Source organism: Pseudomonas sp. QTF5 (genome assembly GCF_000512695.2).
In the GTDB taxonomy this organism is placed as follows: Bacteria; Pseudomonadota; Gammaproteobacteria; order Pseudomonadales; family Pseudomonadaceae; genus Aquipseudomonas.
Genome location: NZ_AZRW02000014.1, coordinates 110900 through 134879, shown reverse-complemented (window position 1 = coordinate 134879; position 23980 = coordinate 110900). Strand labels below are relative to the sequence as shown.

28 protein-coding genes are annotated in these 23980 nt (G+C 58.3%); 16 read left to right on the top strand and 12 right to left on the bottom strand.

All coding sequences use genetic code 11. The features are described from left to right. Nucleotides 1–73 precede the first annotated feature (73 nt). From IC37_RS13980 to IC37_RS13955, 7 genes are all read left to right on the top strand, one after another. Nucleotides 74–367 (top strand): AlpA family phage regulatory protein, encoded by a 294-nt coding sequence (locus IC37_RS13980; protein WP_177409398.1) that lies wholly within the window; start codon nt 74–76, stop codon nt 365–367. A gap of 4 nt (nt 368–371) precedes the next feature. Beyond that, a complete protein-coding gene (locus tag IC37_RS13975) occupies nt 372–683 on the top strand; it encodes a pyocin activator PrtN family protein (RefSeq protein ID WP_030128385.1) in 312 nt (103 codons plus the stop codon). Nucleotides 684–740: 57 nt separating this feature from the next. Further along, nucleotides 741–1283 carry a hypothetical protein gene (locus tag IC37_RS13970; protein ID WP_256580736.1) on the top strand — a complete coding sequence of 181 codons (543 nt, stop codon included), beginning with the start codon at nt 741–743 and terminating at the stop codon, nt 1281–1283. A gap of 127 nt (nt 1284–1410) precedes the next feature. Further along, the gene (locus tag IC37_RS13965) at nt 1411–1668 is read left to right on the top strand and encodes a hypothetical protein (RefSeq protein ID WP_030128387.1); all 258 of its coding nucleotides are present in this window, start codon (nt 1411–1413) and stop codon (nt 1666–1668) included. Then, complete coding sequence (locus IC37_RS30535; RefSeq protein WP_256580735.1) at nt 1665–1787, top strand: hypothetical protein; 123 nt, start codon at nt 1665–1667, stop codon at nt 1785–1787. Before IC37_RS13965 ends, IC37_RS30535 begins: the two co-directional genes overlap by 4 nt. A gap of 42 nt (nt 1788–1829) precedes the next feature. Then, the gene (locus IC37_RS13960) at nt 1830–2492 is read left to right on the top strand and encodes a DNA cytosine methyltransferase (RefSeq protein WP_256580734.1); all 663 of its coding nucleotides are present in this window, start codon (nt 1830–1832) and stop codon (nt 2490–2492) included. Nucleotides 2493–2498: 6 nt separating this feature from the next. Next, on the top strand, nt 2499–2774 hold the full coding sequence (locus IC37_RS13955; protein ID WP_030128388.1) for a pyocin activator PrtN family protein: 276 nt from the start codon (nt 2499–2501) through the stop codon (nt 2772–2774). A 1-nt stretch (nt 2775) separates the two neighbouring features. On the opposite strand, the gene IC37_RS13950 is transcribed toward IC37_RS13955, so the two are convergent. Further along, a complete protein-coding gene (locus IC37_RS13950) occupies nt 2776–3900 on the bottom strand; it encodes a site-specific integrase (protein ID WP_030128389.1) in 1125 nt (374 codons plus the stop codon). Nucleotides 3901–4002: 102 nt separating this feature from the next. Here IC37_RS13950 and dusA point away from each other — a divergent pair, with 102 nt between their 5' ends. Both dusA and tal read left to right on the top strand, forming a co-directional pair. Further along, nucleotides 4003–5013 carry a tRNA dihydrouridine(20/20a) synthase DusA gene (dusA, locus tag IC37_RS13945; RefSeq protein ID WP_081729255.1) on the top strand — a complete coding sequence of 337 codons (1011 nt, stop codon included), beginning with the start codon at nt 4003–4005 and terminating at the stop codon, nt 5011–5013. Nucleotides 5014–5453: 440 nt separating this feature from the next. Then, the gene (gene tal / locus IC37_RS13935; protein WP_030128391.1) at nt 5454–6380 is read left to right on the top strand and encodes a transaldolase; all 927 of its coding nucleotides are present in this window, start codon (nt 5454–5456) and stop codon (nt 6378–6380) included. Between the two features lie 224 nt (nt 6381–6604). Here the strand turns inward: tal and rssC are convergent, their stop codons facing one another. Both rssC and rssB read right to left on the bottom strand, forming a co-directional pair. Further along, on the bottom strand, nt 6605–7087 hold the full coding sequence (gene rssC / locus IC37_RS13930) for an anti-sigma factor antagonist RssC (RefSeq protein WP_007897104.1): 483 nt from the start codon (nt 7085–7087) through the stop codon (nt 6605–6607). Next, nucleotides 7084–8268: a two-component system response regulator RssB gene (rssB, locus tag IC37_RS13925; protein ID WP_030128392.1), complete on the bottom strand. Its 1185-nt coding sequence runs from the start codon at nt 8266–8268 to the stop codon at nt 7084–7086. Before rssB ends, rssC begins: the two co-directional genes overlap by 4 nt. A gap of 277 nt (nt 8269–8545) precedes the next feature. Between rssB and IC37_RS13920 the strand changes: the two genes are divergently transcribed. After that, nucleotides 8546–8845, top strand: a complete 300-nt coding sequence (locus IC37_RS13920) for a PilZ domain-containing protein (RefSeq protein WP_030128393.1) — start codon at nt 8546–8548, stop codon at nt 8843–8845. A gap of 72 nt (nt 8846–8917) precedes the next feature. Here IC37_RS13920 and IC37_RS13915 read toward each other — a convergent pair whose 3' ends face one another. Continuing rightward, a complete protein-coding gene (locus IC37_RS13915) occupies nt 8918–9607 on the bottom strand; it encodes a VacJ family lipoprotein (protein ID WP_030128394.1) in 690 nt (229 codons plus the stop codon). 200 nt (nt 9608–9807) lie between these two features. Here IC37_RS13915 and IC37_RS13910 point away from each other — a divergent pair, with 200 nt between their 5' ends. Continuing rightward, nucleotides 9808–10428, top strand: a complete 621-nt coding sequence (locus tag IC37_RS13910) for a hypothetical protein (protein ID WP_030128395.1) — start codon at nt 9808–9810, stop codon at nt 10426–10428. A 110-nt stretch (nt 10429–10538) separates the two neighbouring features. After that, a complete protein-coding gene (locus IC37_RS13905; RefSeq protein WP_030128396.1) occupies nt 10539–10802 on the top strand; it encodes a DUF4404 family protein in 264 nt (87 codons plus the stop codon). Nucleotides 10803–10973: 171 nt separating this feature from the next. Here the strand turns inward: IC37_RS13905 and queF are convergent, their stop codons facing one another. Together queF and IC37_RS13895 are read right to left on the bottom strand one after the other, a co-directional pair. Beyond that, on the bottom strand, nt 10974–11804 hold the full coding sequence (gene queF / locus IC37_RS13900; protein ID WP_030128397.1) for an NADPH-dependent 7-cyano-7-deazaguanine reductase QueF: 831 nt from the start codon (nt 11802–11804) through the stop codon (nt 10974–10976). Between the two features lie 61 nt (nt 11805–11865). Continuing rightward, nucleotides 11866–12402 (bottom strand): plastocyanin/azurin family copper-binding protein, encoded by a 537-nt coding sequence (locus IC37_RS13895; RefSeq protein ID WP_030128398.1) that lies wholly within the window; start codon nt 12400–12402, stop codon nt 11866–11868. A 154-nt stretch (nt 12403–12556) separates the two neighbouring features. Between IC37_RS13895 and IC37_RS13890 the strand changes: the two genes are divergently transcribed. Together IC37_RS13890 and IC37_RS13885 are read left to right on the top strand one after the other, a co-directional pair. Next, nucleotides 12557–13237: a heavy metal response regulator transcription factor gene (locus IC37_RS13890; protein ID WP_030128399.1), complete on the top strand. Its 681-nt coding sequence runs from the start codon at nt 12557–12559 to the stop codon at nt 13235–13237. Beyond that, a complete protein-coding gene (locus tag IC37_RS13885) occupies nt 13237–14586 on the top strand; it encodes a heavy metal sensor histidine kinase (protein ID WP_030128400.1) in 1350 nt (449 codons plus the stop codon). Before IC37_RS13890 ends, IC37_RS13885 begins: the two co-directional genes overlap by 1 nt. A 125-nt stretch (nt 14587–14711) precedes the next feature. Here IC37_RS13885 and IC37_RS13880 read toward each other — a convergent pair whose 3' ends face one another. From IC37_RS13880 to IC37_RS13870, 3 genes are all read right to left on the bottom strand, one after another. Further along, entirely contained in the window at nt 14712–15956 is a 1245-nt protein-coding gene (locus IC37_RS13880) for a lipoprotein-releasing ABC transporter permease subunit (protein ID WP_030128401.1), read from the bottom strand. 65 nt (nt 15957–16021) lie between these two features. After that, on the bottom strand, nt 16022–16705 hold the full coding sequence (lolD, locus tag IC37_RS13875; RefSeq protein ID WP_177409397.1) for a lipoprotein-releasing ABC transporter ATP-binding protein LolD: 684 nt from the start codon (nt 16703–16705) through the stop codon (nt 16022–16024). 7 nt (nt 16706–16712) lie between these two features. Further along, on the bottom strand, nt 16713–17963 hold the full coding sequence (locus tag IC37_RS13870; RefSeq protein ID WP_030128403.1) for a lipoprotein-releasing ABC transporter permease subunit: 1251 nt from the start codon (nt 17961–17963) through the stop codon (nt 16713–16715). A gap of 94 nt (nt 17964–18057) precedes the next feature. Between IC37_RS13870 and IC37_RS13865 the strand changes: the two genes are divergently transcribed. Both IC37_RS13865 and IC37_RS13860 read left to right on the top strand, forming a co-directional pair. Beyond that, nucleotides 18058–18639, top strand: a complete 582-nt coding sequence (locus IC37_RS13865) for a PilZ domain-containing protein (protein WP_030128404.1) — start codon at nt 18058–18060, stop codon at nt 18637–18639. A 14-nt stretch (nt 18640–18653) separates the two neighbouring features. Next, on the top strand, nt 18654–19376 hold the full coding sequence (locus tag IC37_RS13860; RefSeq protein WP_030128405.1) for a glycerophosphodiester phosphodiesterase family protein: 723 nt from the start codon (nt 18654–18656) through the stop codon (nt 19374–19376). Nucleotides 19377–19418: 42 nt separating this feature from the next. Here the strand turns inward: IC37_RS13860 and sthA are convergent, their stop codons facing one another. From sthA to IC37_RS13845, 3 genes are all read right to left on the bottom strand, one after another. Next, nucleotides 19419–20813 (bottom strand): Si-specific NAD(P)(+) transhydrogenase, encoded by a 1395-nt coding sequence (gene sthA, locus IC37_RS13855; RefSeq protein WP_030128406.1) that lies wholly within the window; start codon nt 20811–20813, stop codon nt 19419–19421. A 205-nt stretch (nt 20814–21018) separates the two neighbouring features. After that, the gene (locus IC37_RS13850) at nt 21019–22044 is read right to left on the bottom strand and encodes an FAD:protein FMN transferase (protein ID WP_030128407.1); all 1026 of its coding nucleotides are present in this window, start codon (nt 22042–22044) and stop codon (nt 21019–21021) included. A gap of 122 nt (nt 22045–22166) precedes the next feature. Beyond that, the gene (locus IC37_RS13845; RefSeq protein WP_030128408.1) at nt 22167–23630 is read right to left on the bottom strand and encodes a glyceraldehyde-3-phosphate dehydrogenase; all 1464 of its coding nucleotides are present in this window, start codon (nt 23628–23630) and stop codon (nt 22167–22169) included. Nucleotides 23631–23980: the final 350 nt, after the last annotated feature.

Below are 23980 nucleotides of genomic sequence, written 5' to 3'. Positions count from 1 at the left end.
CGCCCCCGATATGCTTTTTCAGGAAAAATCGGAGAGGCGACAACTATCCTGACACCGGGGGGAACTGGCGGGTGTGGAATACCAAACTCATCTATCGTCACCAGGAAGGCGCGTGGACTCGACGATAACAACTGATCCAAGTTGCACGCTTATTCGAATCACCGAAGTTTCGGAGATAGTCGGCTTGGCACGCGCGACTATTTACAAGCTACTCAACAGCCCCCAAAGCAAGTTTCCTCGTCCACTGAAACTCACCGACGGTGCTCGAAAGGGCTCCCCTGTGGGCTGGGTTCTATCAGAGGTGCAGGACTGGACTCGCTCACGCACCCAGAATCGCTGCGAGTACCCTGGTCGATCACAGGAGTGAAGACATGACGGCCAGCCAGACACCATTGCGCCTGCTCCCCTCCCCGGATAGCTCGACCGTCGAGATGTTGCACCAGATCTTCGGCGATGTGCTTATCCCCCTCGAGGAGCTACGCGAGCGGTACTTCAAAAATCTCAACGAGAAGACGTTTTCGGAGGCGATCAACAGTGGGCGGATTCAACTTCCGGTGACCACCATCGACGAAAGTGTGAAGGCTCTCAGGTATGCCCATATCAGACACGTTGCCGCTCTGATCGACATCCGCGCCTACAAGGCGGACGAAGACATGCCACGCCCACAAAACGAGTCCAGCTAGAACCACCCATTGAATGGCTGCCACCACCAGCCAACATCACTTCAAGGAGCACACCACATGACCGCAATACAAATCGGTGCATTGATCTTTCTGATCGTACTTGTCGGCCTCACCTATTGGGCAGGCTATCGCGGCGGCCTCATCGATGGCCGTAATGAAGGCATTGACGAAGGCAAAGCCATTCAACAGGCAGATAGCTCGGAATCGATTCGAGGGCTGCAACGGCTTGTTGATCAATGGCACGGCCATTACCGATCAATCCACACACGCTACGCGCGTGCTTTAGAAGCTTCCAAACTGGGCGAGGCAGAGCGTCAAACCCTGCTGAAAATCGCAGAAAAACTGCGAATCGCTGCCGAGACGTTCAGCGCCTTCCGTACGGGCAAGAAACTCGAACGCGACACCCTTGCGCTACGCGATCAAGCGCTCGCCATGGCCGCTCTGCTGGATCCAGCAACACAATTGGAATTATCCAAGGAGAGCGAATCTGGCGACGGAAGCATCCAAACAAGTTTCGAGGACGCAAAAAAAGCATCTCTGTTTTTTCAGCAGCTTCACCTGAAAAACCAACACCAAAAAATGGTCGGAGGTGAAGCATGAGTCGTCCTATCTCAATGCTGCGCCTCCCCCCCAGGCTGCCGGCAAGTTACAGCAGCACCGAAGCACGGCTCACGTTTCACCAGCGCCTGATGGACCAACTCACTATCGAACACCGGAGGAAAGCGGCATGAAGATGGACCTGCATACCACCCAAGCGTCGACCGCTTTGCTCCGCACTGCCAATCGTGTCGACACAACTGAAACAAACAGTCTCTGCTGCGCAGCAGCAGGCATTATTGTCCCTCTCAGCGCCACTGCCGAGGCACTTATACCCCACGAAAAGCTGCGCGGGGCAGCGCTCGCTGATGCAACGCTAAACGCTCAGAAACGCCCGCTCGCGCAGCCTGTCGCGGGGTATACGGACACCTTGATGGAGGCCGCGTGAATGAGCTGGCTCTTTTCGCAGGCGCTGGTGGCGGAATACTCGGCGGCCACCTCCTCGGCTGGCACACCGTCTGCGCCGTTGAGCGTGATGCCTACGCCGCACAAGTTCTGGCGCAATGACAAACCGATAGCGCACTCCCGACTTTCCCAATTTGGTCTGACGTGTGCAGTTTTGACGGAAGACGATGGCGAGGCATTGTTGACGTGGTTTCTGGCGGATTCCCATGCCAGGACATCTCAGCGGCCGGAAACGGCACCGGTATTAACGGAGCGCGATCTGGGCTCTGGCGCGAAATGGCACGAATCATCAGCGAGGTACGACCTGAACTCGTCTACTTGGAAAACTCACCTCTGCTTGTGGGAAGAGGACTTGCCTTGGTCCTCGGTGAGCTTGCCGAAATGGGGTATGACGCGCAGTGGTGCATTGTTTCAGCATCCGACGTTGGAGCGCCCCACAAGCGGGACAGAACCTGGCTTGTGGCCTACTCCAACGAGATCGGACGGAGCAGGTGGCACTGGGAATCGAGGACGAAAAGGAGGGTTAAACCTGAGGACCGCAGTCGCACGGACTTGGCCGACGCCGGTAGCGAGTATGGCGAAAGGGTCGTCGCAGGCCGCTCTGACCCGCAAGTCCGGTGCCGACCGATCGAACGATCGATTGGACCACGCGGTAATGGCTTCAGACGGTGGCCAGCTGACCCCGGAATGGGTCGAGTGGCTCATGGGGTGGCCTATCGGGTGGACCGAATTAAAGCCCTTGGCAATGGACAAGTTCCACTTGTGGCAGCAACAGCATTCGAGAAGCTATCAAGACCTAATTGGTGAGGCAGCATGAAAACTTTGTTTTTGCTTATGGCCCAATATGATGGGCAAACAATCATTCCACTAAGCCAAGTTTGCAAAGACTATTTTACCCACCTCACCACTGACATGTTTCAGCGCAAAGTAATGGCCGGCCAGATCCGGATTCCCATAACTAGACTTGAGCCAAGCCAGAAAAGTGCTAAGGGAATCCACATTACGGACTTGGCGGCCTACTTAGACATACAACGGGAGGCTGCGGTAAAAGAATGTAACCAGCTCAACGGACTCCGCCGAGCCAGCTAACTTACTGCTTGCCCCAGGCGCCCAGCTTCACGGGCGCCTGAATGATCTTTTCTAACCACGGCCATTCGGCATAGTGGTCACCTCGCCCGCGCAGATGGGTGTATCTACGCAATGAATTCCAATTCCGATGCCCGGAAACACTGGCCACTCGTGGGATATCCCAGTCCATTTCAAATAATCGGCTCACGCCGTCGTGCCGAAGATCGTGGAAGTGCAGATCTTCAATCATCAGAAACTTGCACGCCTTTGCCCAGGCAGTGGCGATCGATGACGAGTTATAGGGGAAAATCTCTGCACGCTCCTTTGGCATGCTTTTCAAAATGCGCCAGGCTTCATCCGGGAGGTGACACCAAACATCGTTGCCAATCTTCTGGCCTGGGTTCTTCATATCCCGCACCATCACCCGCTGACGCTCTTCATCGACGTCCTCCCAAAGCATTCGGCCGATCTCGTCTTGCCTACGCGTGGAGAACAACGCGAAGCCGGTGACTTTGAGCATGTTGATCGAACTGGGGCGACGCTGCTGAATACCTACAAAGTGCTCCAGCACCTTATCCAGCTCATCCTTGGTCGGCCGCCGATCCCGCTCGCGGCTTTTCATGTTGTAACCCAGCTTTCTCAACACCTTTCGAGCGTCTGCCATCGCATGGATATCGACCTCATACCCCCAAGCTGGCCGAGCAATCGATAGGACGGCCCCAAGGTGCGCCAGATCGTTGCCGGCCGTCTGCGGCTGGACACCGCCGCCCTCTTTGCTCATACGCCAGAGTGCAAAATCCACCAATCGCTGACTGTTGATGGCGGAATCAATGGTCTGGCCAAACTCCGTCGCCGCGATAGCATTTAGAGTGGCTTCCTTGGTTTTACCCAGCGGCCGGACTTTCTCCATTTCATCCAGGTACTGCTTGATCATGTCCTGGACGGTGACGCCCTTGCGGTTTGCTCGCTCAATCGCACCAGGCTGATCTAGCTCTGCCTCACGTCGCCGCACCCACGCTTGTGCCGCCTGTTTCCGGGCGAAGGTCTGGCTCTCTTGGTAGACTTGCGCTCCATCGCGAAACAGGCGTATCTGTGCCGTGTAACTGACTGAGCCATCGGTGCGTTTTCGTGCTCTGATCGTTGCCATAGTCGACTGGTACAATTCCGAAAGTGATTGGTACATTGTACCAGCGCCATCGAAAAAACGCCTGAAAACGCCTAAAAACACGCTATAAATACGTTGAGCCAAATGGTACCAAACATCCACTCCAGCCCAGTAAACTCAAGCCCTGCGCTATCTCGGCGGTTTTCCGTTGCGCCTATGATGGATTGGACCGACCGCCACTGCCGTTTCTTCCTACGCCTGCTCTCCAAGCACGCCCTCCTCTACACCGAAATGGTCACCACCGGCGCGCTCCTTAACGGCGACCACGACCGCTTCCTGCGTCACAACGAAGCCGAACACCCGCTCGCCCTGCAGCTCGGCGGCAGTGTCCCGCTTGACCTGGCCGCCTGCGCACGCATGGCCCAGGACCACGGTTACGACGAGGTAAATCTAAATGTCGGCTGCCCGAGTGATCGGGTGCAGAACAATATGATCGGGGCGTGCCTGATGGGGCATCCGCAGTTGGTGGCTGATTGTGTGAAGGCGATGCGCGATGCGGTGTCGATTCCGGTGACGGTGAAGCACCGCATCGGGATTAATGGGCGGGACAGTTACGAGCAGTTGTGTGATTTCGTCGGCACGGTTCGGGATGCCGGCTGTACGAGTTTTACGGTGCATGCGCGGATTGCGATTCTGGAGGGGTTGTCGCCGAAGGAAAACCGTGACATTCCGCCTCTGCGCTATGACGTGGCGGCGCGGTTGAAGGCGGATTTTCCGGAGCTGGAGATTATTCTCAACGGCGGGATCAAGACACTGGAGGCTTGTCACGAGCATCTGCAGACGTTCGACGGCGTGATGCTGGGCCGTGAGGCGTATCACAATCCTTATGTGATGGCTGAGGTGGATCAGCAGCTGTTCGGCAGCAAGGCGCCAGTGATCAGCCGGGCCGAGGCGCTGGCGCAGTTGCGGCCTTATATCGCTGAGCATTTGCTGGCGGGTGGGGCGATGCATCACATCACCCGGCATGTGCTGGGACTGGGCACCGGATTTCCGGGGGCGCGGAAGTTTCGGCAGTTGTTGTCGGTGGATATTCATAAGGCTAAAGAGCCTTTGGCGTTGCTGGATCAGGCGGCGGAGTTGTTGGAGGGGCGCTGAATCCCCTACCGCTCATTCGTAAGACGGAACGGAGTAATCATCTATGGCAATGGCCCTCTAAAGGACGGATCACCCTTCCAGCCGAGCTTCGCGCCTCATGGGGCTTCGCGCCGGTGATCGTGTTCAGTTTGTTTCGTTAAAAAATGGCAGCGTTGAAATCGTGGCCGCCACTTGTTCGGCCCGAGCGCTCAAAGGTCTAATCCGCAAACCGGCCAAACCGGTATGCATTCAGGACATGGCCCAGACCTCCCCAGCACGCTAACCGTCACTTGCATTGAACCTGCCCCCCATTTCAGCATCGTATTTACCGATACCCCGCCCCGCCTTTCAAACATCCGTTTCCAGGATGTTGCCGCAGGGGCCATCGATACACGTACACGCCCTTGAGTGGCTGCAAGCGCTCGGGTAATGTCATTGGACCCATAGGACAGAGCACGCTCATGACTTCCAAGCTGGAACAACTCAAACAAATGACCACCGTGGTTGCCGACACCGGCGACTTCGAAGCAATCGCTCGCGTTAAACCCGTGGACGCCACCACCAACCCTTCCCTGCTGCTCAAAGCGGCAGCCATTCCCGCTTATGCCGAGTTGCTGAACGCTTGCGTTCACGACTGCAAGGGCGATGTGGGCCTGGCCAGCGACCGTTTTGGCGTTGCGGTAGGGCAAGAGATTCTGAAGGTTGTACCGGGTCGTATTTCCACTGAAGTGGATGCGCGCCTGTCGTTCGACACTGACGCCGTATTGAAGCGTGCGCACCGTCTGATCGACCTGTACGACAAGGCCGGCGTTGGCCGTGACCGTGTGCTGATCAAGATCGCTTCGACCTGGGAAGGCATTCGCGCTGCCGAGAAGCTGGAAAAGGAAGGCATTCAGACCAACCTGACCTTACTGTTCTCTTTCGCTCAGGCTGCGGCTTGTGCTGACGCTGGGGTTTTCCTGATTTCGCCGTTCGTGGGTCGTATCTATGACTGGTACAAGAAGGCCACCGGCAACGACTATACCGGCTCGGATGATCCGGGCGTGCAGTCGGTGACGCGTATCTACAACTACTACAAGGCCAATGACTACAAGACTGTGGTCATGGGCGCGAGCTTCCGTAATCTGAATCAGATCGAGCAGTTGGCCGGTTGTGATCGGTTGACCATCAGCCCGGATCTGCTGGAGAAGCTGGCGGCGGACACTGGCAAGCTGGAGCGTAAATTGGCGCCGGGGCATGCCGGTGAAGCGCGTCTGAGCTTGAATGAAGCGCAGTTCCGTTGGTTGTCCAACGAGGATGCGATGGCGACCGAGAAGCTGGCTGAGGGGATTCGTCAGTTTGCTCGGGATCAGGAGAAGCTTGAGGCGTTGTTGCAGGCCAAGCTTTGATCTAGTTCGCAGCTATGCAAAAAGGGCGAACCTTAGCGGGTTCGCCCTTTTTTGTGTGCGTTTGGTAGTGGGAATAGGTTGGCTTCGCGCTGGCGGCCGTGGCGGGTGTGCGCACGCCTTCGCGGGCAAGCCCGCTCCCACAGGGTTTATGGTATGGCTGAGATCAGTGTGGGAGCGAGCCTCCTCGCGATGGGGCCAGAGCGGCCCTCCATCACTTCAAAGGATCAGTGCCGCTCCAGCGCATTCACCAGGTCATGGAACGCCTCACGGTTGGAGTCGTTCAGGCCCATGAGGATTTTGTGCGCTTCGAGGACTTTGACGCGCACCACTTCTTCGGACTGGTCCTGGTCTGGCAGGTCGGTCAGGCATTCAGGGCATGGGATCGGGCGGTCAACGATGTTGAATACTTGCTCGAAGCCCATGGACTGCAGCAGACGGGTGATGTCTTCGTGGGTGGTGACGACGGTCGGCAGCAGGCCGACCTTTTGCCGCGACAGGATCGACAGTTTGGCCAGCAGGCCCAGGGTGGTGCTGTCGATGCTGCGGGTTTCGGTCAGGTCGATCACGATGGCGTTGAAATTCAACGCGGTGAAGATCCGCTCAATAGTCGCATCCAACGCCGAACACAGGGTCAGGCGAACTTCACCGACGAACTTCAGGACGAAGGTGCCGTCCTGCTCGGCGAACTGGATTCTACCGGTACTCATTGAAGATTCCTGCTCAACACCAACAGGGCGATATCATCCGGCATCTCCCCTAGCGTGGCCAATCCAAAAATCTGGCGCAGACCATCCAGGCTGCCGCCCGCTGCCTTCACCCGTTGAGGCAAAGCAGCTTCTTTATCTTTGAGTGTGGGTTCTGGCAAAAGGTCCAAAATGCCATCAGACATCAGCGTCAGGCTGAACACTGACGGCAATTCCAGTACGTGGTCTTCATAGGTAGCTTCATTGAAGAGGCCCACCGGCAGACCGCGCCCTTCCAGATAACGAACACTGTCTGGCGTGTACAACACAGGCAACGGCAGATGACCGCCGATGCTATAGGTCAACAAACCGGTCTCCTCGTCGATGACTCCACCGACCATTGTGACGTGTTTACCCAGCTTACAACTGATCAGGCCCCGGTTGATATGACCAAGAACCTCTGAAGGCTTGAATTCCGGCAACGTGCCGTTGCGCTTGGATTCGAACAGCAAGCGCGTGGTCATGAACTTCAATAGTACGGTGACGAAGGCTGAAGAGGCGCCATGACCGGAAACGTCCGCCAGGTAGAACGCTACTCGACGCTCGTCGACCCGAAAGTAGTCGACGAAATCGCCCGACAGGTACAGCGACGGGATGATCTGGTGCGCAAACTGGAACTCGTTGATGCTCCAGGGGCTGACCGGAAGCATGTTCATCTGCACCTGGCGACCGGCGTTCTGGTCTTCCTGGAGCAGGTTCAGGCTGGCTGCGAGCTCACGGTTGGCCTTTTCCAGCTTCTCGCGGTAGCGCTGGTTCTCCAGCAGCAGGCGCGCGCGATCCAGGGCTCGGCGCACGGAATGCTCGAGCACGGCCAGATCTTCGAGAGGCTTGATCAGATAGTCCGCCGCGCCCAGGCGCAGGGCCTCGACCGCGTCGTTCATCACGCCGGCGCCCGACACCACGATTACCGGGGTTTGCGGCGACAGCTCAGTGACCTGGCGAATGAGTTCGAGTCCGCCCATCTGCGGCATGCGCAGATCGCAGATCACCAAGTCGGGCTTGTCTTGCTCGAATACCTGAAGACCCTGCTGGCCATTGCTGGCCTGCAGGACACTGAAACCACTGTCTTCCAAGTAGGCCGCGAGGCTCGCGCGCACTACTTCGTCATCATCGATTATCAGCAGCGTGGCACTGGTTTTTGGCATGTGGGCAAACGGCGCCAGAATTAGGTTGGCGTAGCAGGCTGGGCATTTGGCCCTGCTCACACTACTGGATTCGCTTTCTAGCCTCTCTGACTGCACTGTTTTCGAGCGTTTGCCCTACTCACAAGTCCACCAAAGGTGCCCTTCTAAGGCGCAGACGGTACTCCCATCCGCGAAGCGTTTCAAGCTCACGCCGATGGTCGCTTGACGTCTTTACTTGTCAAATCACCGGGAGTTATAAGAACAGGCAAAACCGTAACCCAAAGGAAGGATCGAGCCCATGAGCCAAACCGATCGGGACTACAGCGAAAAACGCGACTTCATCCGGATGCGGGTCGACGCCGATGTGGCACTGATTCATGAAGGCGATGAGGTGCCAGCCATCTGCATCGATCTTTCCAGCAGTGGCATGCAGGTTGAGGCACCCCGTTTATTCAAGGTCGGTGACCGGCTGAGCGTGCGGATCGATTCCGATCACGTAGCGCTGAAAGGCCTTGAGGCCGACACCGAGGTGGTGTGGTTGAAAACACAGGACGGTGGCAATCAAAAACTGGGGCTCACAATCCTGAAGATGAAATAACCCGATCTAACCTGCAAACCAAACGAAAGAAAGCGGCCAATTGGCCGCCTTCTTCGCTTTACCGGTCGAGATTTAAAAATCGTCTTCGACCTGGCCGTCCTTGACCTTGAATTCGCGGTTTTGCAGGTATGCATTGCGAATGAAGGTGTATTTGTCGCCGCTGATCAGTTTCTCGGCCGACAGCAGGTTGGCGCGGGTGTCGAGGATGTTCAGGCCGAAGATCGTATTACGCACCGGCACATCGTTGATGTAGCGATACGGACCGGTATAGCCGTCGACATACTTGGAAGGCGCATCACGCAAGGTGCTTGGACCCATGAGCGGCAGCATCAGGTATGGGCCGCTGCCCACGCCCCAGTAACCAAGGGTCTGGCCGAAGTCTTCGTCGTTGCGATGCAGGCCCATCTGAGTGCCCACGTCGAAGAAACCCAGCAGGCCGAAGGTGGTATTGAAGATCAAACGCGCGGTGTCGACGCCAGCCGCGGCGGGTTTGACCTGCAACACGTCATTGGCGAGGTTGGTTACATCGCCGACGTTGCGGAACATGTTGTGGATGCCATCTTCCAGAAACTGCGGCGTGACGAACTGATAGCCCTGAGCCAACGGCTTCAGCCCATAGGTGTCGATAAAATCGTTGAGTTTGTAGATCGGGCGGTTAATGCTTTCCCAAGGATCTTCTTCCGTGGCAGCCTGAGCCGCAAACGGAACCAGCAATACACTGGCACACATACAAAGCTGAGCGAGTCGATTGCTCCAGCGCATAGAAAAACTCCTTGGATTGTACTGACGCAGGCGCTTGGCCCAGTCGCAAAAGCCGCTAGTATATGACGGAAAACCCGGTTTAGGCAGCATCGTGCGCGATGGCCTGCGGCTGACTCCTCCTGACTGTGAGCGATTCACATCAGTGTCACTCAACTGTCACCGTCCACGAATAGCCTTGTGACTATTTCAAGGATGTTGATATGCCACGCGCCGAAACCCCGCCTCTCATCGCCCCCAGCCTGACCGCTGTACTGTTCGGCCTCAGTGGATGTCTGGTGGATTTCGGCGCACGCACTCGCCAACCCGGCACACTGACTGCCGAACATGCCGAAGTCACGCCCGGCGCCTTGGATAGCCTGTCCAGTTTGCAGCACCAAGAGATTCCTTGCGCCTGGCTCGACGAACTGCCCCCCTCCCTCAGCCACTCACTGGCTGCGGCACTCCCAGAGTGGATCAAACCTTCGCAACACCCCGCAACAATCAATCCATGGCCAGCCCCGAACGCCTGCTGGCAAGCCTTGATGGCGTTGAATGTCGGGCGTCTGGACGGCTGCGTGCTGGTCAGCGGCGAACCGCGTCTTCTGCAATCGGGCCTGAATGCCGGGCTGTGGACCATTGGCCTGGCCTCCTGCGGCTCGCTGTGCGGGCTGGCCCCCAGCGAATGGCAGGCCTTGAGTCAAAAGGAACGGGAACACCTGCGCGGCAAGGCGACAATGCAGTTGTTCGGCCTGGGCGTGCATTCGGTGATCGATCATCTGGGCGAACTCGACACCTGCCTGGCCGATATCAGCCTGCGCCGGCTCAAGGGCGAAAAGCCCTGATCGAGATCATGCAGATTGCGCGCGAGTGGATTAATCTAAAGGTCAAGCCATAGACCTTTGGCATGCTGCTGCGGTCTATGCCAGTGCCTATCGATAAAAGGAAGAACGCCATGCCTGCCCGCGAACTGCAAGAACAGCTCAACAAACTGCGCGAGCAATTGGAACAGAATCCACCGCTTTCCGAAGTCGAGCGCGCTGACCTGCACGCGCTGATGGGACAGATCGAACTTGAACTTGAGCTGGAAACCAAAACCCAGGACACCAACCTCGCCGACAATGTGAATCTGGCCGTCGAGCGCTTCGAACTTGAACACCCGACCCTTGCTGGCACCTTGCGCAACATCGTGCAAGCCTTGGGCAACATGGGGATCTGAACCCGCCAGATGCAAAAAAGCCCCGCTATCGATAGCGGGGCTTTTTGGTTTCTGCGACCTGAAATGCAATCCATTGTGGGAGCGGGCTTGCTCGCGAAAGCGGTCTAACAGGCACGTTTATGCTGAATGTACCGACGTCTTCGCGAGCAAGCCCGCTCCCACATTGGTTCTTTACTGACGGACCAGGCGATGGTTCGGCAGCTGCACTTCTTCGGTGCTGCGATACGGGTTGATGTCCAACCCGCCGCGACGCACATACCGCGCATACACGGTCAGCTTCTCCGGTTTCAGCAACCGTTGCAGGTCGAGGAAAATCCGCTCCACGCACTGCTCATGGAAGTCCGAGTGCTGACGGAAGCTCACGATGTATTCCAGCAAACTCGCATGATCCAGCGCCGCACCGCGATACTCCACCGCCACGCTGCCCCAATCCGGCTGGCTGGTGACCGGGCAGTTGGATTTGAGCAAATGGCTGTGCACGCTCTCTTCAATAATGAGCGACTCATTGCACCGAAGCAGTTCCGGACGCGGATGCTCATAGTTGCTGACGCTGATGTCCAGGTCATCGATGCACACGCCCGGCAACGCCACAACGCCTTCTGCTTCAACCTCTTTCAGGCTGCGAACCCGCACGCCCACCGGTTTGCCGGCAGCGGCCGAAAGGTCTTTTGCCAGTGTCGCTTCAAGGCTGGCGGTGTTGGCAAACGCTGTTTGGTTCAGCGAGTTGAGGTACAGCTTGAACGACTTCGATTCGATGATGTTCGGCGAATCCGCCGGAATGCTGAATTCGCCAATCGCCACCACAGGCTTGCCGGAAGGCAACAGCCACGACAGCTCGAAGCAGTTCCAGAAGTCCACGCCCTTGTACGGCAGGGTTTCAGCCGTCAGGCCCAGCTCGGCCCATTTCGCGGTGCGCGGGATCGGGAACAGCAAGGACGGCGTGTAGGTGGCGATGTATTCGCTGGATTTGCCCAGCGGCGAATGTTCGGCTGCGGGATGCATGGCGGAAACCTGACTGAAGAATCAGCGGATTCTACCAGCCTTTGCTCCCGCCTTTGAGTGCTTACTGACTGACTGTCAGTTTGCCGACCATACCGGCCTGATAGTGGCCGGGAATATTGCAGGCAAATTCCAGATTGGTGGCCTTGGTGAAGGTCCAGGTCAGTTCAGCCGTTTTGCCCGGTTCCACCAGCACACTGTTCGGGTCATCGTGTTTCATCCCATGTCCTTCGGAGGAATGCCCCATTCCGGCCATCGAGCCGTGGTCCATGGCCTTCATGCCTGTAGGCATCAGCATGCCGCCTTGCTGCATCTGGAGCATTTCCTGCTGATGCCGGGCATGCATCGCCGCGTCGCCGAGGTTGAATTCATGCAGCAACTGGCCTTTATTCACCAGCACAAAGCGAACGGTCTCACCGGCCTTGATCCTGATGGCTTTCGGATCGAACGACATATCGCCCATTACCACTTCAACGCTACGGGTAGCCCGGGCGGCCGTGGCCGGTTGACCGAAGTCGTAGGTCTGCGCCGGCGAGGCCTCCAGCCCTACACTCAGTGTCAGCAAGCAAGCGGCCAACACCAGACGCTTTCGCAAAAACATAGTCGCACTCCAACAAGATGAGGTTCAGCTTGTGGGAAACTCTAACCCGCGGGCTCTGCCAGCCACCTGACAGGCAGATTACAACTTTGTCAGGTTGGCCTGCATCGCCGCCGCCCACGGTATAACGCACCTGTTCCAACTGCCCGAGCCGCCCATGAAACTGCTGATCGTCGAAGACCAACCGAAAACCGGCCATTACCTGCGCCAGGGCCTGACTGAGGCCGGGTTCACCACCGAACTGGCGGCAGACGGCAACACCGGTCAGCAACTGGCATTGAGCGGCGATTACGCCTTGTTGATCCTCGATGTGATGCTGCCCGGTCGCGATGGCTGGCAGATTCTGCAAGCGGTGCGCGGCGCGGGCCTCGACACACCGGTACTGTTTCTTACAGCCCGAGACGCAGTGGAGGACAGGGTTCACGGCCTGGAACTGGGTGCCGATGACTATCTGGTCAAACCGTTCGCCTTCTCCGAACTGCTGGCGCGGGTTCGTAGCCTGCTGCGGCGGGGCAGCGCAACGCCTCAGGAAACCAGCCTGCAACTGGCCGACTTGCGCCTGGACCTGATCCGCCGCCGGGTCGAGCGCAACGGTCAGCGCATCGACCTGACCGCCAAGGAGTTCGCCCTGCTGGAAATGCTCCTACGGCGCCAAGGCGAAGTGCTACCCAAGTCGCTGATCGCTTCCCAGGTGTGGGACATGAATTTCGACAGCGACACCAATGTCATCGAAGTGGCGATCCGTCGTTTGCGCCTGAAGATCGACGATGACTTCCCGAACAAGTTGATCCACACCGTGCGCGGCATGGGTTACGTCCTTGAAGAGCGCCCTGCCTGATGCGCCGGCTCTCACTAAGCAATCGTCTGGCGCTGCTGTTCGCAGCTTGCACTGCTGTGGTGTCGTTGTTCGCCGGCGTGTTGTTCAGCCGCGCGAGCGAGGCGCACTTCGTCGAGTTGGACCAGCAATTGCTCGACGGCAAACTGATGGGATTACGCCGGGCACTGGAAGACATTCAGTCCAGCGAAAGCGAGACCAAACTGGCCGATGAATTGAGCCGACAAGCCGATCTTTCGCTGCGCATCATCGGCAGCGACGGACAACATTTGTACGACAGCTCAGCCCGTTTACCCAAAGACTTGCCGCGCCAGTCGGGCCTGTCGACGATGAGCGACGACGGCACCGACTATCGCGTCCTCAATGCACCACTATTCCCCGACAAACCCGATTCACCGCAACTGACCCTGCTGCTGGACATCACCCATCACCAACACTTTCTGCAACGCATGCAGCATCTGATCTGGCTGACGGTCGGTTTGTCGGCGTTGGCCACCGCTCTGCTCGGCGCCTGGGCAGCGCGCAGTGGTTTGCGCCCGCTGCGGCGCATGAGTGCGGTCGCCAGCGGTGTTTCGGCGCAATCGCTCAATGCCCGCCTGCCGGAAGCTGACATGCCGCCGGAACTCGCAGAAATGGCCCACAGCTTCAACGCCATGCTCGGACGCCTCGACGACTCTTTTCAACGGCTCTCGGCCTTCTCTGCCGACATCGCCCATGAACTGCGCACACCGCTGTCGAACCTGCTGACCCACACCCAGGTCACCCTCACCCGCCCTCGCCCAATCGAGGATTACCGCGAAGCGCTGCACAGCAACCTCGAAGAACTGCAATGGATGGCGCAACTGGTCAACGACATGTTGTACCTGGCCAAGGCTGACCACGGCTTGTTGATGCCCAAGCGCGAACCGCTGGAGCTGGCCGAAGAAGCCGATGCGCTGCTGGAGTTCTTTGCACCGCTGGCCGAGGACGCCCAAGTGAAGTTGAGTCGTGATGGCAGCGCGAGTATGCAGGGCGACCGCAGTATGCTGCGTCGCGCGCTGTCCAATTTGCTCGACAATGCGCTGCGGTTTACCCCGGCCGGTGGCGAGGTGCGGGTGAAGATTGTCGAGCAGCCGACTGACTTGAGCCTGACCGTTGAAAACAGTGGCGAAGGGATTTCTGAAGACTTGTTGCCGCGCTTGTTTGACCGCTTCTACCGGGCAGATCCGGCGCGCCGTGAAGGCAGCAGTGAGCATGCGGGGTTGGGATTGGCGATCACCCAGTCAATCATCCGCGCCCATGGCGGGCAGATTCGTTGCGAATCGGATAATGGATGGACGCGGTTTGTGATTGAGTTACCGAAGGGGGATTGAGGGCAGCAGGTCTGGCCCCTTCGCGAGCAAGCCCGCTCCCACACTTGACCGAGTTGAATCGCAAATTTGTGACCAACTCAGATCCAATGTGGGAGCGGGCTTGCTCGCGAAAGCGGTCTACCGGACTACGAATACCGCAACGCAGTAGCCGGCTCGACTTTCGCCGCCCGCCACGCCGGATACACCGTCGCCAAAAAACTCATGATGAAACCGGCGGAACAGATCAATAACACATCCGCGCCCTGCAGTTCCGACGGCAAGTTACTGACAAAGTACACATCGGAACTGAAGATGTGCTGCCCGCTGACCCGCTCCATCCAGCCCACCAGTTCACTGACGTTCAGCGCTGCAATCACGCCCAGCACGCCGCCAATCAAGGTACCGACAACCCCGATCACCGTGCCCTGCACCATGAAAATCGCCATGATCTGCCGAGGCGTCGCGCCGATAGTGCGCAGGATCGCGATGTCCGCGCCCTTGTCATTCACCACCATGATCAGGGTGGCAATGATGTTGAACGCCGCCACCGCGACGATCATCAGCAACAGCAGGCCAATCATGGTTTTTTCCATCTTCATCGCGCTGAACAGACTGCCCTGGGTGTGGGTCCAGTCGTCAGCCTTGTAGGCAGCGCCCAGGCCGGTCGCGATGTCGCTCGACACTTGCGGCGCGGAATACAGGTCCTTCACCGCCAGGCGCACGCTCTGCACCTGATTCGGCTGCCAGTGTTGCATCTGCGCGGCATCGGCGACGTGGATCAGCGCCATGGAGCCATCCAGCTCGGCGCCCACCTTGAACACGCCCACCACATTCAGTCGCTGCATGCGCGGGGTAATCCCGCCCGGTGCAGTGCTGACTTCCGGCACGATCAGGGTGATCTTGTCGCCGACATTCAAACGAAAGCGCCGCGCAGTGATCTCACCGATCACCACGCCAAACTCGCCCGGCTTCAAGGCGTCGAGACGCCCCTGAACAATGTGCTTGGCAACAATCGACACCTTGCCTTCCAGCGCCGGGTCGACACCGCTGACCTGGATCGGCTGCATCGTGCCCTTGTAGGACAGCATGCCTTCCATTTCGGTGAACGGCACCGCCGCCGTCACTTCAGGATTCTTCATCGCCGCGGCGGCCACCGGCTGCCAATCGTCGATAGGGTTCACGCCGACGATGGTCGCGTGGGGCACCATGCCGAGGATGCGCGAGCTCATTTCGCGCTGGAAGCCGTTCATCACCGATAGCACCACGATCATCGCCAGCACGCCCAGGGCGAGGCCGATCATCGAGGTCATCGAGATGAAGGATACAAAGCGATTGCGGCGCTTGGCGCGGGTATAGCGCGTGCCGATAAAGATCGATAACGGTCTGAACATTCGCTGGGGCACCGTATAAAAATAAAAGACCCGACGCACTATTCAGTACGCCGGGTTTCGGTCAATCAGATGGGCGTCAGGTAACCTTCCTGCAAATGCAGGACGCGATCCATCTGGCGGGCCAGGTTCATGTCATGGGTCACCACCAGGAACGCGGTGCGCATCGAGGTGCTGAGTTCCAGCATCAAATCCTGAATGCCTTGGGCGGTGTGGGAGTCGAGGTTGCCGGTCGGCTCGTCGAGCATCACCAGGCCAGGCTTGTTCACCAGGGCGCGAGCGATGGCCACACGCTGGCGTTCGCCACCGGACAATTCCGCCGGTTTGTGCTCCAGACGATGACCCAGCCCCACCCGCTCCAGCAACGCCGTCGCACGCTGACGTGCTTCCGGAATCGCGGTTTTACCGATCAGCAGCGGCATGCAGACGTTTTCCAGCGCGGTGAACTCAGGCAGCAAGTGGTGGAACTGGTAAACGAAACCCAGCGACCGATTACGCAGCAGGCCACGGGCCTTTTCGTTCAGTGCCGAGAGTTCTTCACCGGCCAGCCAGACACTGCCTTGGGTCGGCGTATCGAGGCCGCCCAGCAGGTTGAGCAAGGTACTTTTGCCCGAACCCGAGGTACCGACGATCGCCACGCGCTCACCTGGGTGCAACTCCAGTTGCAGACCCGCCAGAACCTCTACCGATTCCGGGCCTTCCACGTAGGATTTGCCCAGATTGCGGCAGCTCAAGATTGCTTTATCACTCATGCCCGACTCACTCATAACGTAGCGCCTCCGCAGGCTGGGTGCGCGCGGCACGCCAGGCTGGATACAGGGTGGCGAGGAAACTCAGGACCAACGCGGCGGCGCAGACCATCAACACGTCCTGGCTCTGCACTTGCGACGGCAGGTAATCGATGAAATACACGTCAGCGTTCAGGAATTTATGGCCGATCAGCCCTTCAAGGGCCGAAATCGCGGCGCTGACGTTCAGCGCGGCGAAGATCCCGACCACAGCGCCGATCAGCGTACCGACCACACCAATGACCGTGCCCTGAACCATGAACGTCGCCATGATCGAACCCGGCGTGGCGCCAAGGGTGCGCAGGATCGCGATGTCGCCCTTCTTGTCGTTCACCACCATCACCAGTGTGGAAATGATATTGAACGCCGCAACGGCGACGATCAGCAGCAACAGCAGGCCAATCATGGCTTTTTCCATGCGGATCGCCTGATACAGGTTGCCGTGGGTGCGGGTCCAGTCGCGGGCGTAATACTGATCTTCGCCGAGCTGCTGAGCGATGGTCCACGCCACGCGTGGTGCCTGGAACAGATCGTCAAACTTCAAGCGCAGGCCCTGGACCTGATCCGGCTTCCAGCGGTGCAGCTTCGCCAGATCCTGCAAGTTGGTGATGCCCAGATAGCCGTCGATCTCACCCGCGCCGACGTGGAAGATGCCGACCACGGTAAAGCGTTTCATCCGCGGGAACATCCCGGCCGGGGTCACGGTGACTTCCGGCGCGACAAACGTCAGCTTGTCGCCAACCGCCGCGCCGAGCTTGGCCGCCGCCTTGTCGCCAATGACGATGCCGAAACTGCCCGGCGTCAGGTCGTCGAGTTTGCCCTGCTGCATGAAGTTATCAATGATCGACACCTGCCGTTCCTGCACAGGATCGATGGCATTGAGCAGCACTTTGGAGACCTTGCCGTTGTTGGTCAGCAGGCCCTGCATCTGGACGAAGGGCGCAACCGCCGCCACCTGCGGGTTCTGCTTGACCTTGGCGGCCAGGCTTTGCCAGTCGCTGATCGGCTCACCGGACTCGATGGTCGCATGGGGCACCATGCCCAGCACGCGGGTGCGCATCTCATGATCGAAGCCGTTCATGACCGACAGCACGACGATCATCACGACTACGCCGAGGGCGAGTCCGATCATCGAGGTCAGGGAAATGAATGACACAAAATGATTGCGACGCTTTGCACGGGTATAACGCGTGCCGATAAATACGAAGAGAGGTCTGAACATGTCGGGGCTTGTTCGGAGGGAAAAGGAACGTCCTTGTGGCGGGGGTCGATAACCAGCTTTACACTCAGACCACCGCCGCTACCATGGGTTCGCCATGTCGACATTAGATGAAGAAGATCGCCGCGAATACTACCGTATCGAGGACACGATCGCACTGGAAATTCGGCCCCTGTCCGCTCCCGAAGCCGCAGGCCAGGAAGTGTTGCAGGATGCTTCCCCGCTGTTCAACCTGCTCAGCGAACTGCACCTGAGCGAATTCGAGTCGCAACACCTGCTACGCCAGATCAGCGAACGCGACCGGACCATCGCAGCGATCCTGAAATCCCAGAACAAACGCATCGACCTGCTGAGTCAGGTAGTCGCCCTGACCGTGCTCGGACAGATCGGCGAACCGCAGCCGGTGATCATCTCCGAAGGCGGCATCGACTTTCAGCATCCGACGTCCATCGCCACTGGCGCGCACCTGTCGATCAAGCTGGTACTCATGCCGCAAGCCCTTGGCCTGCTGCTGCGGGCCCGCGTCACCCATTGCGACCGCAAGGGCGACAGCTACGACATTGGCACCGAGTTCGAATACCTGTCCGATGCCCAGCGGCAATTGCTGGCCCGTTACATCTTGCAGCGACAGGCACAAGAACGACGCCTGGCCCGCGAACAAAACGAATCAGACATTTAATTTAAGGAAGAACCGTGACTCTCATCTACGGCCATCGCGGCGCCAAGGGCGAAGCACCGGAAAACACCCTGACCAGCTTTCAGGAATGCCTCAAGCACGGTGTACGCCGTTGCGAACTGGACTTGCACCTGTCCAGGGATGGCGAGTTGGTGGTGATCCACGACCCGACCCTCAAACGCACCACCGAGCGTCGCGGCAAAGTGGTCGAACACACGGCTGCGGAATTGGTGACCTACGACGCACGCAAGGGCGGCCCGGGCTGGATCAAACCCTGCCCGATTCCAACGCTGGAAACATTGTTCGAGCAATGCGATTTCGAGCACTGGCAGCTGGAAGTCAAAAGCGCTTCACGCACCCGCGCCGCGACCACCGTGCTGGCGATTCGCGAAATGGCGCAGCGTTTCGGTATGCGGGACAAGATCACGATTACGTCGAGTTCACGCGAAGTTTTGAAAGCCGCGCTGGACCTGGTGCCGGATGTGTCTCGCGGATTGGTGGCCGAGTATGCCTGGCTCGACCCGTTGAAGGTCGCGCAAAACTATGGCTGTGAGATTCTGGCGCTGAACTGGACCCTGTGTACGCCGGAACGCCTGCAGAAGGCGCAGCGTCAGGGGCTGCATGTGTCGGTGTGGACAGTCAACGAGCCCGCGCTGATGCGCAGGCTCGCCGACTTCGGCGTTGACAGCCTGATTACAGACTTTCCCGGTTTGGCCACCGCCACGCTCGAGAATTGCTGAAATCGGTCTCCCCGGCCGGCTCAGGCCACCGGCCGGAGCCGCTCAAAAAAGCCGGTTGAGGCCATCGTACGCCGCTACCCGATAGGCTTCAGCCATGGTCGGGTAGTTGAACGTCGTGTTGACGAAGTACTTCAGGGTGTTCAGTTCACCCGGCTGGCTCATGATCGCCTGACCGATGTGCACGATCTCCGACGCCTGATAACCGAAGCAGTGAACGCCCAGCACTTCCAGGGTATCGCGGTGGAACAGGATCTTCAGCATGCCTTGCGGCTCGCCGGCAATCTGCGCACGCGCCATGCCCTTGAAGAACGCCTTGCCCACTTCGTACGGCACCTTGGCCTGAGTCAGCTCCTGCTCGTTCTTGCCGATCGAGCTGATCTCCGGAATCGTGTAGATGCCGGTTGGCACGTCGTTGACGAAGCGCCAGCTGCCATTGTCGACAATGCTGCCAGCGGCCGAACGGCCCTGGTCGTGGGCGGCACTGGCCAGGCTCGGCCAGCCGATCACGTCACCGGCACCATAGATGTTCGGTACGCAGGTGCGGTAGTTTTCATCGACTTCGATCTGGCCACGGCTGTTGACCTTCACGCCGATATTTTCCAGACCCAGCTGATCGGTGTTGCCAGTACGGCCGTTGCACCAGAGCAAGGCATCGGCCTTGATCTTCTTGCCGGACTTCAGGTGCAGGATCACGCCGTTGTCCACGCCTTCGACGCGGTCGTAGTCTTCGTTGTGGCGAACCGTGATGTTGTTGTTGCTGAAGTGGTAGCTCAGGGCCTGGGAGATTTCCGAGTCGAGGAAGCTCAGCAACTGACCACGGTTGTCCACCAGCTCAACCAGCACACCCAGACCACTGAAGATCGAGGCGTATTCGCAACCGATCACACCAGCGCCGTAAACGATGAGTTTGCGCGGGGTGTGGCCGAGACTGAGGATGGTGTCGCTATCGTAGATACGCGGGTGATGGAAATCGATGTCCGCCGGGCGATACGGGCGCGAGCCGGTGGCGATGATGATGTGCTTGGCCACCAGTTTTTCAACCACGCCGTTGGCGCAGACTACTTCGATGGTTTGCTCATCGGCGAAGCTGCCGGTGCCGAAGAACACGTCGACGCGGTTACGGGCGTAGTAGCCAGTGCGCGAGGCGACTTGTTTGGAGATGACTTTTTCGGCGCTTTTCAAAACGTCCGGGAACGAAAACCAGCGCGGCTCACCAATGGCCCGGAACATCGGGTTGGTGTTGAACTGCATGATCTGCCGGACCGAGTGACGCAAGGCCTTGGACGGGATGGTGCCCAGGTGGGTGCAGTTGCCGCCGACCTGGCGACGACTATCGACCATCGCCACCTTGCGTCCTGCTTTGGCGGCATTCATTGCCGCGCCTTCTCCCGCCGGGCCGGAACCCAACACCACCACGTCGTAGTTGTAGACAGCCATGCATACTCCTCAGAACAGGCCGCGGCGCCTCGGCACCTGCGGCTAAATCACGCCGTTCTGCGGCGTGAAGGAACAATTTGGGGCCAGTGCAGAACCCGGACACAGTCTATAGAAGCGTCAACGCCGGGCACATTAACCCTTGGTCGCGTCGTAGGCTAGTTTTGCCTGCACTACAACGCCATCAAAAATGCTTTTGATGCCGTAATCACTTGGTTTTCTCACCCACCAGGCGCTCAAAAGCCTGATTGGTGCGTGTGACGAAACCTGTATCGGCACGAATCACAAAGAATGCAGCAATGTCATGCCTTTGTGCATAGTGCCAACCCCGTTCAGGCCCCAGAATCAGCAACAGCGTCGATAAACCATCGGCCATTAACGCTGAAGGATGAATCACTGTGACTGACGCCAGGGTGTGTAGGACCGGTGCTCCGGTGCGGGCATCGAAGGTGTGGGAATAGCGCTGGCCGTTCTGCTGAAAATAATGACGGTAGTCGCCGGAGGTGGACACGCCGTAGCCATCGACGGCGATGATTTTTTGCGCGACTTGCTGATCGTCCCGAGGCTCTTCCAGGGCGATACGCCAGGGTGAGCCGTCAATTTTTTTGCCGGTGGCCTTGAGTTCGCCGGTGACTTCAGCGAGATAGTTGTGGATGCCCAGCGCATCGAGCCTTGTAGCAATCGTGTCGACCGCGTAACCGGCGGCAATGCTGTTGAAGTCGACTTCGACTGCGGCGTCCTTGCACAACCGGTCACCTTCGATGCGCAGGTGAGTGTAGCCGACGCGCTGCCTCACCTCGGCCAGCGCCTCGGCGGCCGGGATTCTTTCCTCACGGGCCTGCGGACCAAAACCCCAGAGATTGAGCAGCGGTTCCACCGTCAAATCGAAGGAGCCGTCACTTAGCGAAGACAACCCCTCACCAACGCGGACCAATTCGAGGATCGGCGCGGGCATTGTCTGACAGTGGTTAGCGGGCAGAGTGTTGAAGCGTTCGATGTCCGAGTCGCTGCGATAGGTCGACATTTGCTGATCGACTTCAGCGAGGATTTTTTCGACCTGAACGCGGACTTCTTCCGGGGCGGGAAGACCGGGATGGCGCACGTATTTGATCGAATAGCTGCTGCCCATGGTCGGACCGCCGAAGCTTTCCATGGAGTCGCCGTTGTCACAGCCGGACAAAACGCCCATCAGCACCACGAAACCGCACAACCGCCATTTCAACAAATTCCGCATCCCCTGAAGAATCCTCTGACACAACGCCAAGGCCAGCCATTATGCGACACACAGGGAAACGTTCACCTCACAAACAAAAACGCCCCGAACAAAATCGGGGCGCTTTCATGTGCAGCTAAGGCTTAGCGCGGGAATGCTGGCGGGTTTACACCGGCCATGTCTTCCATCACGCGGACTACCTGGCAGCTGTAACCGAACTCGTTGTCGTACCAAACGTACAGAACAACGCGGTTGTCCTGAACGATGGTCGCTTCAGCGTCCACAACGCCTGCGTGGCGCGAGCCAACGAAGTCGGTGGAAACCACTTCCTGCGAATTGACGTAGTCGATTTGCTTGTGCAGATCGGAGTGCAGCGCCATGTAGCGCAGGTACTCGTTCATCTCTTCACGGGTGGCGGCTTTCTCAAGGTTCAGGTTGAGAATGGCCATCGACACGTTCGGCGTCGGAACACGGATCGCGTTACCGGTCAGCTTGCCGGCCAACTCAGGCAGCGCCTTGGCAGCAGCGGTGGCAGCACCAGTCTCGGTGATGACCATGTTCAACGCGGCGCTACGGCCACGACGATCGCCTTTGTGGAAGTTGTCGATCAGGTTCTGGTCGTTGGTGTACGAGTGAACGGTTTCGACGTGACCGTTGATGATGCCGAACTTGTCGTTGACAGCTTTCAGCACCGGCACGATGGCGTTGGTGGTGCAGGAAGCGGCGGAAACGATCTTGTCGTCAGCGGTGATTTCACCGTGGTTGATGCCGTGAACGATGTTCTTCAGCTTGCCTTTGCCAGGCGCGGTCAGAACAACGCGGTCGATACCCGGGCAGGACAGGTGCTGGCCCAAGCCGTCGGCGTCACGCCATACACCGGTGTTGTCCACCAGCAGCGCGTTTTTGATGCCGTACTGGGTGTAGTCCACTTCGGTCGGGTTTTTCGCGTAGATAACCTGGATCAGGTTGCCGTTGGCGGTGATGGTGTTGTTGGCTTCATCGATGGTGATGGTGCCATTGAACGAACCGTGCACCGAGTCGCGACGCAGCAGGCTGGCACGTTTGACCAGATCGTTCTCGGCGCCCTTGCGGACAACGATGGCGCGCAGACGCAGGCCGTCGCCACCACCGGTTTTCTCGATCAGGATGCGCGCCAGCAGACGACCGATACGACCGAAGCCGTAGAGGACAACGTCGGTGCCGGTACGACCGGAACCATTCTGCTTGCCAACCACATCAGCCAGCTCGTCACGGACGAACTCTTCGGCGGTACGGCCATTGCCTTCGGCCTTGAACTTGACGGCCAACTTGCCCAGGTCTACCGAAGCAGCGCCGAGCTTGAGCTCGCTCATTGCCTTGAGCAGCGGGAATGTTTCGTGGACGGACAATTCGCTGTCATCGGACTGGCGATGGCGAGCAAAGCGGTGAGCTTTGAGGATCGCGATGACAGACTGGTTGATCAGACTGCGGCCATAGATCGAGCTCACCACGTTGTTATTGCGGTAAAGCTGACCGATAAGCGGAATCATCGCTTCTGCGAGTGCTTCACGGTCGATCCATTCACCAAGACACTGGTCGGGCTTCTGAGTCACGGGAACCTTCCACATGTAGGGGCAGAAAAAAGGGGCTACATTATGCCGCCGAGTGCCTCCCGTAGCAATGCGCGCTTGTCGCACAAGCAGTAACAAAATCCCGTTCAAAAAAATTACGCTCCGCTCCAGCCCAGTAAAACCGGGGCTTTCAGCACAGTCAATTTTTCGACGACAACGCAACCGTGTCCGTAACCCTCCGTAACACTGACCGGTTTCGGCACTACATTTTCAGTATCAAACCGCCTTTTTTTGTCATAACCACTACATTTCACCCAACCAGTGCATATAGACACAGTCTGCAACTGACAGCCGGCACCCGAGGCCGTTACAATTGTCGACTTTGTCGCAACGCTTGGAGCTCAACC

Bases quoted from the DNA above. Each gene is read 5' to 3' on its own strand.
- IC37_RS13975 (WP_030128385.1), top strand. From the start codon at position 372: ATGACGGCCAGCCAGACACCATTGCGCCTGCTCCCCTCCCCGGATAGC.
- IC37_RS13970 (WP_256580736.1), top strand. From the start codon at position 741: ATGACCGCAATACAAATCGGTGCATTGATCTTTCTGATCGTACTTGTC.
- IC37_RS13965 (WP_030128387.1), top strand. From the start codon at position 1,411: ATGAAGATGGACCTGCATACCACCCAAGCGTCGACCGCTTTGCTCCGC.
- IC37_RS13955 (WP_030128388.1), top strand. From the start codon at position 2,499: ATGAAAACTTTGTTTTTGCTTATGGCCCAATATGATGGGCAAACAATC.
- IC37_RS13950 (WP_030128389.1), bottom strand. From the start codon at position 3,900: ATGGCAACGATCAGAGCACGAAAACGCACCGATGGCTCAGTCAGTTAC.
- dusA (WP_081729255.1), top strand. From the start codon at position 4,003: ATGGTACCAAACATCCACTCCAGCCCAGTAAACTCAAGCCCTGCGCTA.
- tal (WP_030128391.1), top strand. From the start codon at position 5,454: ATGACTTCCAAGCTGGAACAACTCAAACAAATGACCACCGTGGTTGCC.
- rssC (WP_007897104.1), bottom strand. From the start codon at position 7,087: ATGAGTACCGGTAGAATCCAGTTCGCCGAGCAGGACGGCACCTTCGTC.
- rssB (WP_030128392.1), bottom strand. From the start codon at position 8,268: ATGCCAAAAACCAGTGCCACGCTGCTGATAATCGATGATGACGAAGTA.
- IC37_RS13920 (WP_030128393.1), top strand. From the start codon at position 8,546: ATGAGCCAAACCGATCGGGACTACAGCGAAAAACGCGACTTCATCCGG.
- IC37_RS13915 (WP_030128394.1), bottom strand. From the start codon at position 9,607: ATGCGCTGGAGCAATCGACTCGCTCAGCTTTGTATGTGTGCCAGTGTA.
- IC37_RS13910 (WP_030128395.1), top strand. From the start codon at position 9,808: ATGCCACGCGCCGAAACCCCGCCTCTCATCGCCCCCAGCCTGACCGCT.
- IC37_RS13905 (WP_030128396.1), top strand. From the start codon at position 10,539: ATGCCTGCCCGCGAACTGCAAGAACAGCTCAACAAACTGCGCGAGCAA.
- queF (WP_030128397.1), bottom strand. From the start codon at position 11,804: ATGCATCCCGCAGCCGAACATTCGCCGCTGGGCAAATCCAGCGAATAC.
- IC37_RS13895 (WP_030128398.1), bottom strand. From the start codon at position 12,402: ATGTTTTTGCGAAAGCGTCTGGTGTTGGCCGCTTGCTTGCTGACACTG.
- IC37_RS13890 (WP_030128399.1), top strand. From the start codon at position 12,557: ATGAAACTGCTGATCGTCGAAGACCAACCGAAAACCGGCCATTACCTG.
- IC37_RS13885 (WP_030128400.1), top strand. From the start codon at position 13,237: ATGCGCCGGCTCTCACTAAGCAATCGTCTGGCGCTGCTGTTCGCAGCT.
- IC37_RS13880 (WP_030128401.1), bottom strand. From the start codon at position 15,956: ATGTTCAGACCGTTATCGATCTTTATCGGCACGCGCTATACCCGCGCC.
- lolD (WP_177409397.1), bottom strand. From the start codon at position 16,705: ATGAGTGATAAAGCAATCTTGAGCTGCCGCAATCTGGGCAAATCCTAC.
- IC37_RS13870 (WP_030128403.1), bottom strand. From the start codon at position 17,963: ATGTTCAGACCTCTCTTCGTATTTATCGGCACGCGTTATACCCGTGCA.
- IC37_RS13865 (WP_030128404.1), top strand. From the start codon at position 18,058: ATGTCGACATTAGATGAAGAAGATCGCCGCGAATACTACCGTATCGAG.
- sthA (WP_030128406.1), bottom strand. From the start codon at position 20,813: ATGGCTGTCTACAACTACGACGTGGTGGTGTTGGGTTCCGGCCCGGCG.
- IC37_RS13850 (WP_030128407.1), bottom strand. From the start codon at position 22,044: ATGCGGAATTTGTTGAAATGGCGGTTGTGCGGTTTCGTGGTGCTGATG.
- IC37_RS13845 (WP_030128408.1), bottom strand. From the start codon at position 23,630: ATGTGGAAGGTTCCCGTGACTCAGAAGCCCGACCAGTGTCTTGGTGAA.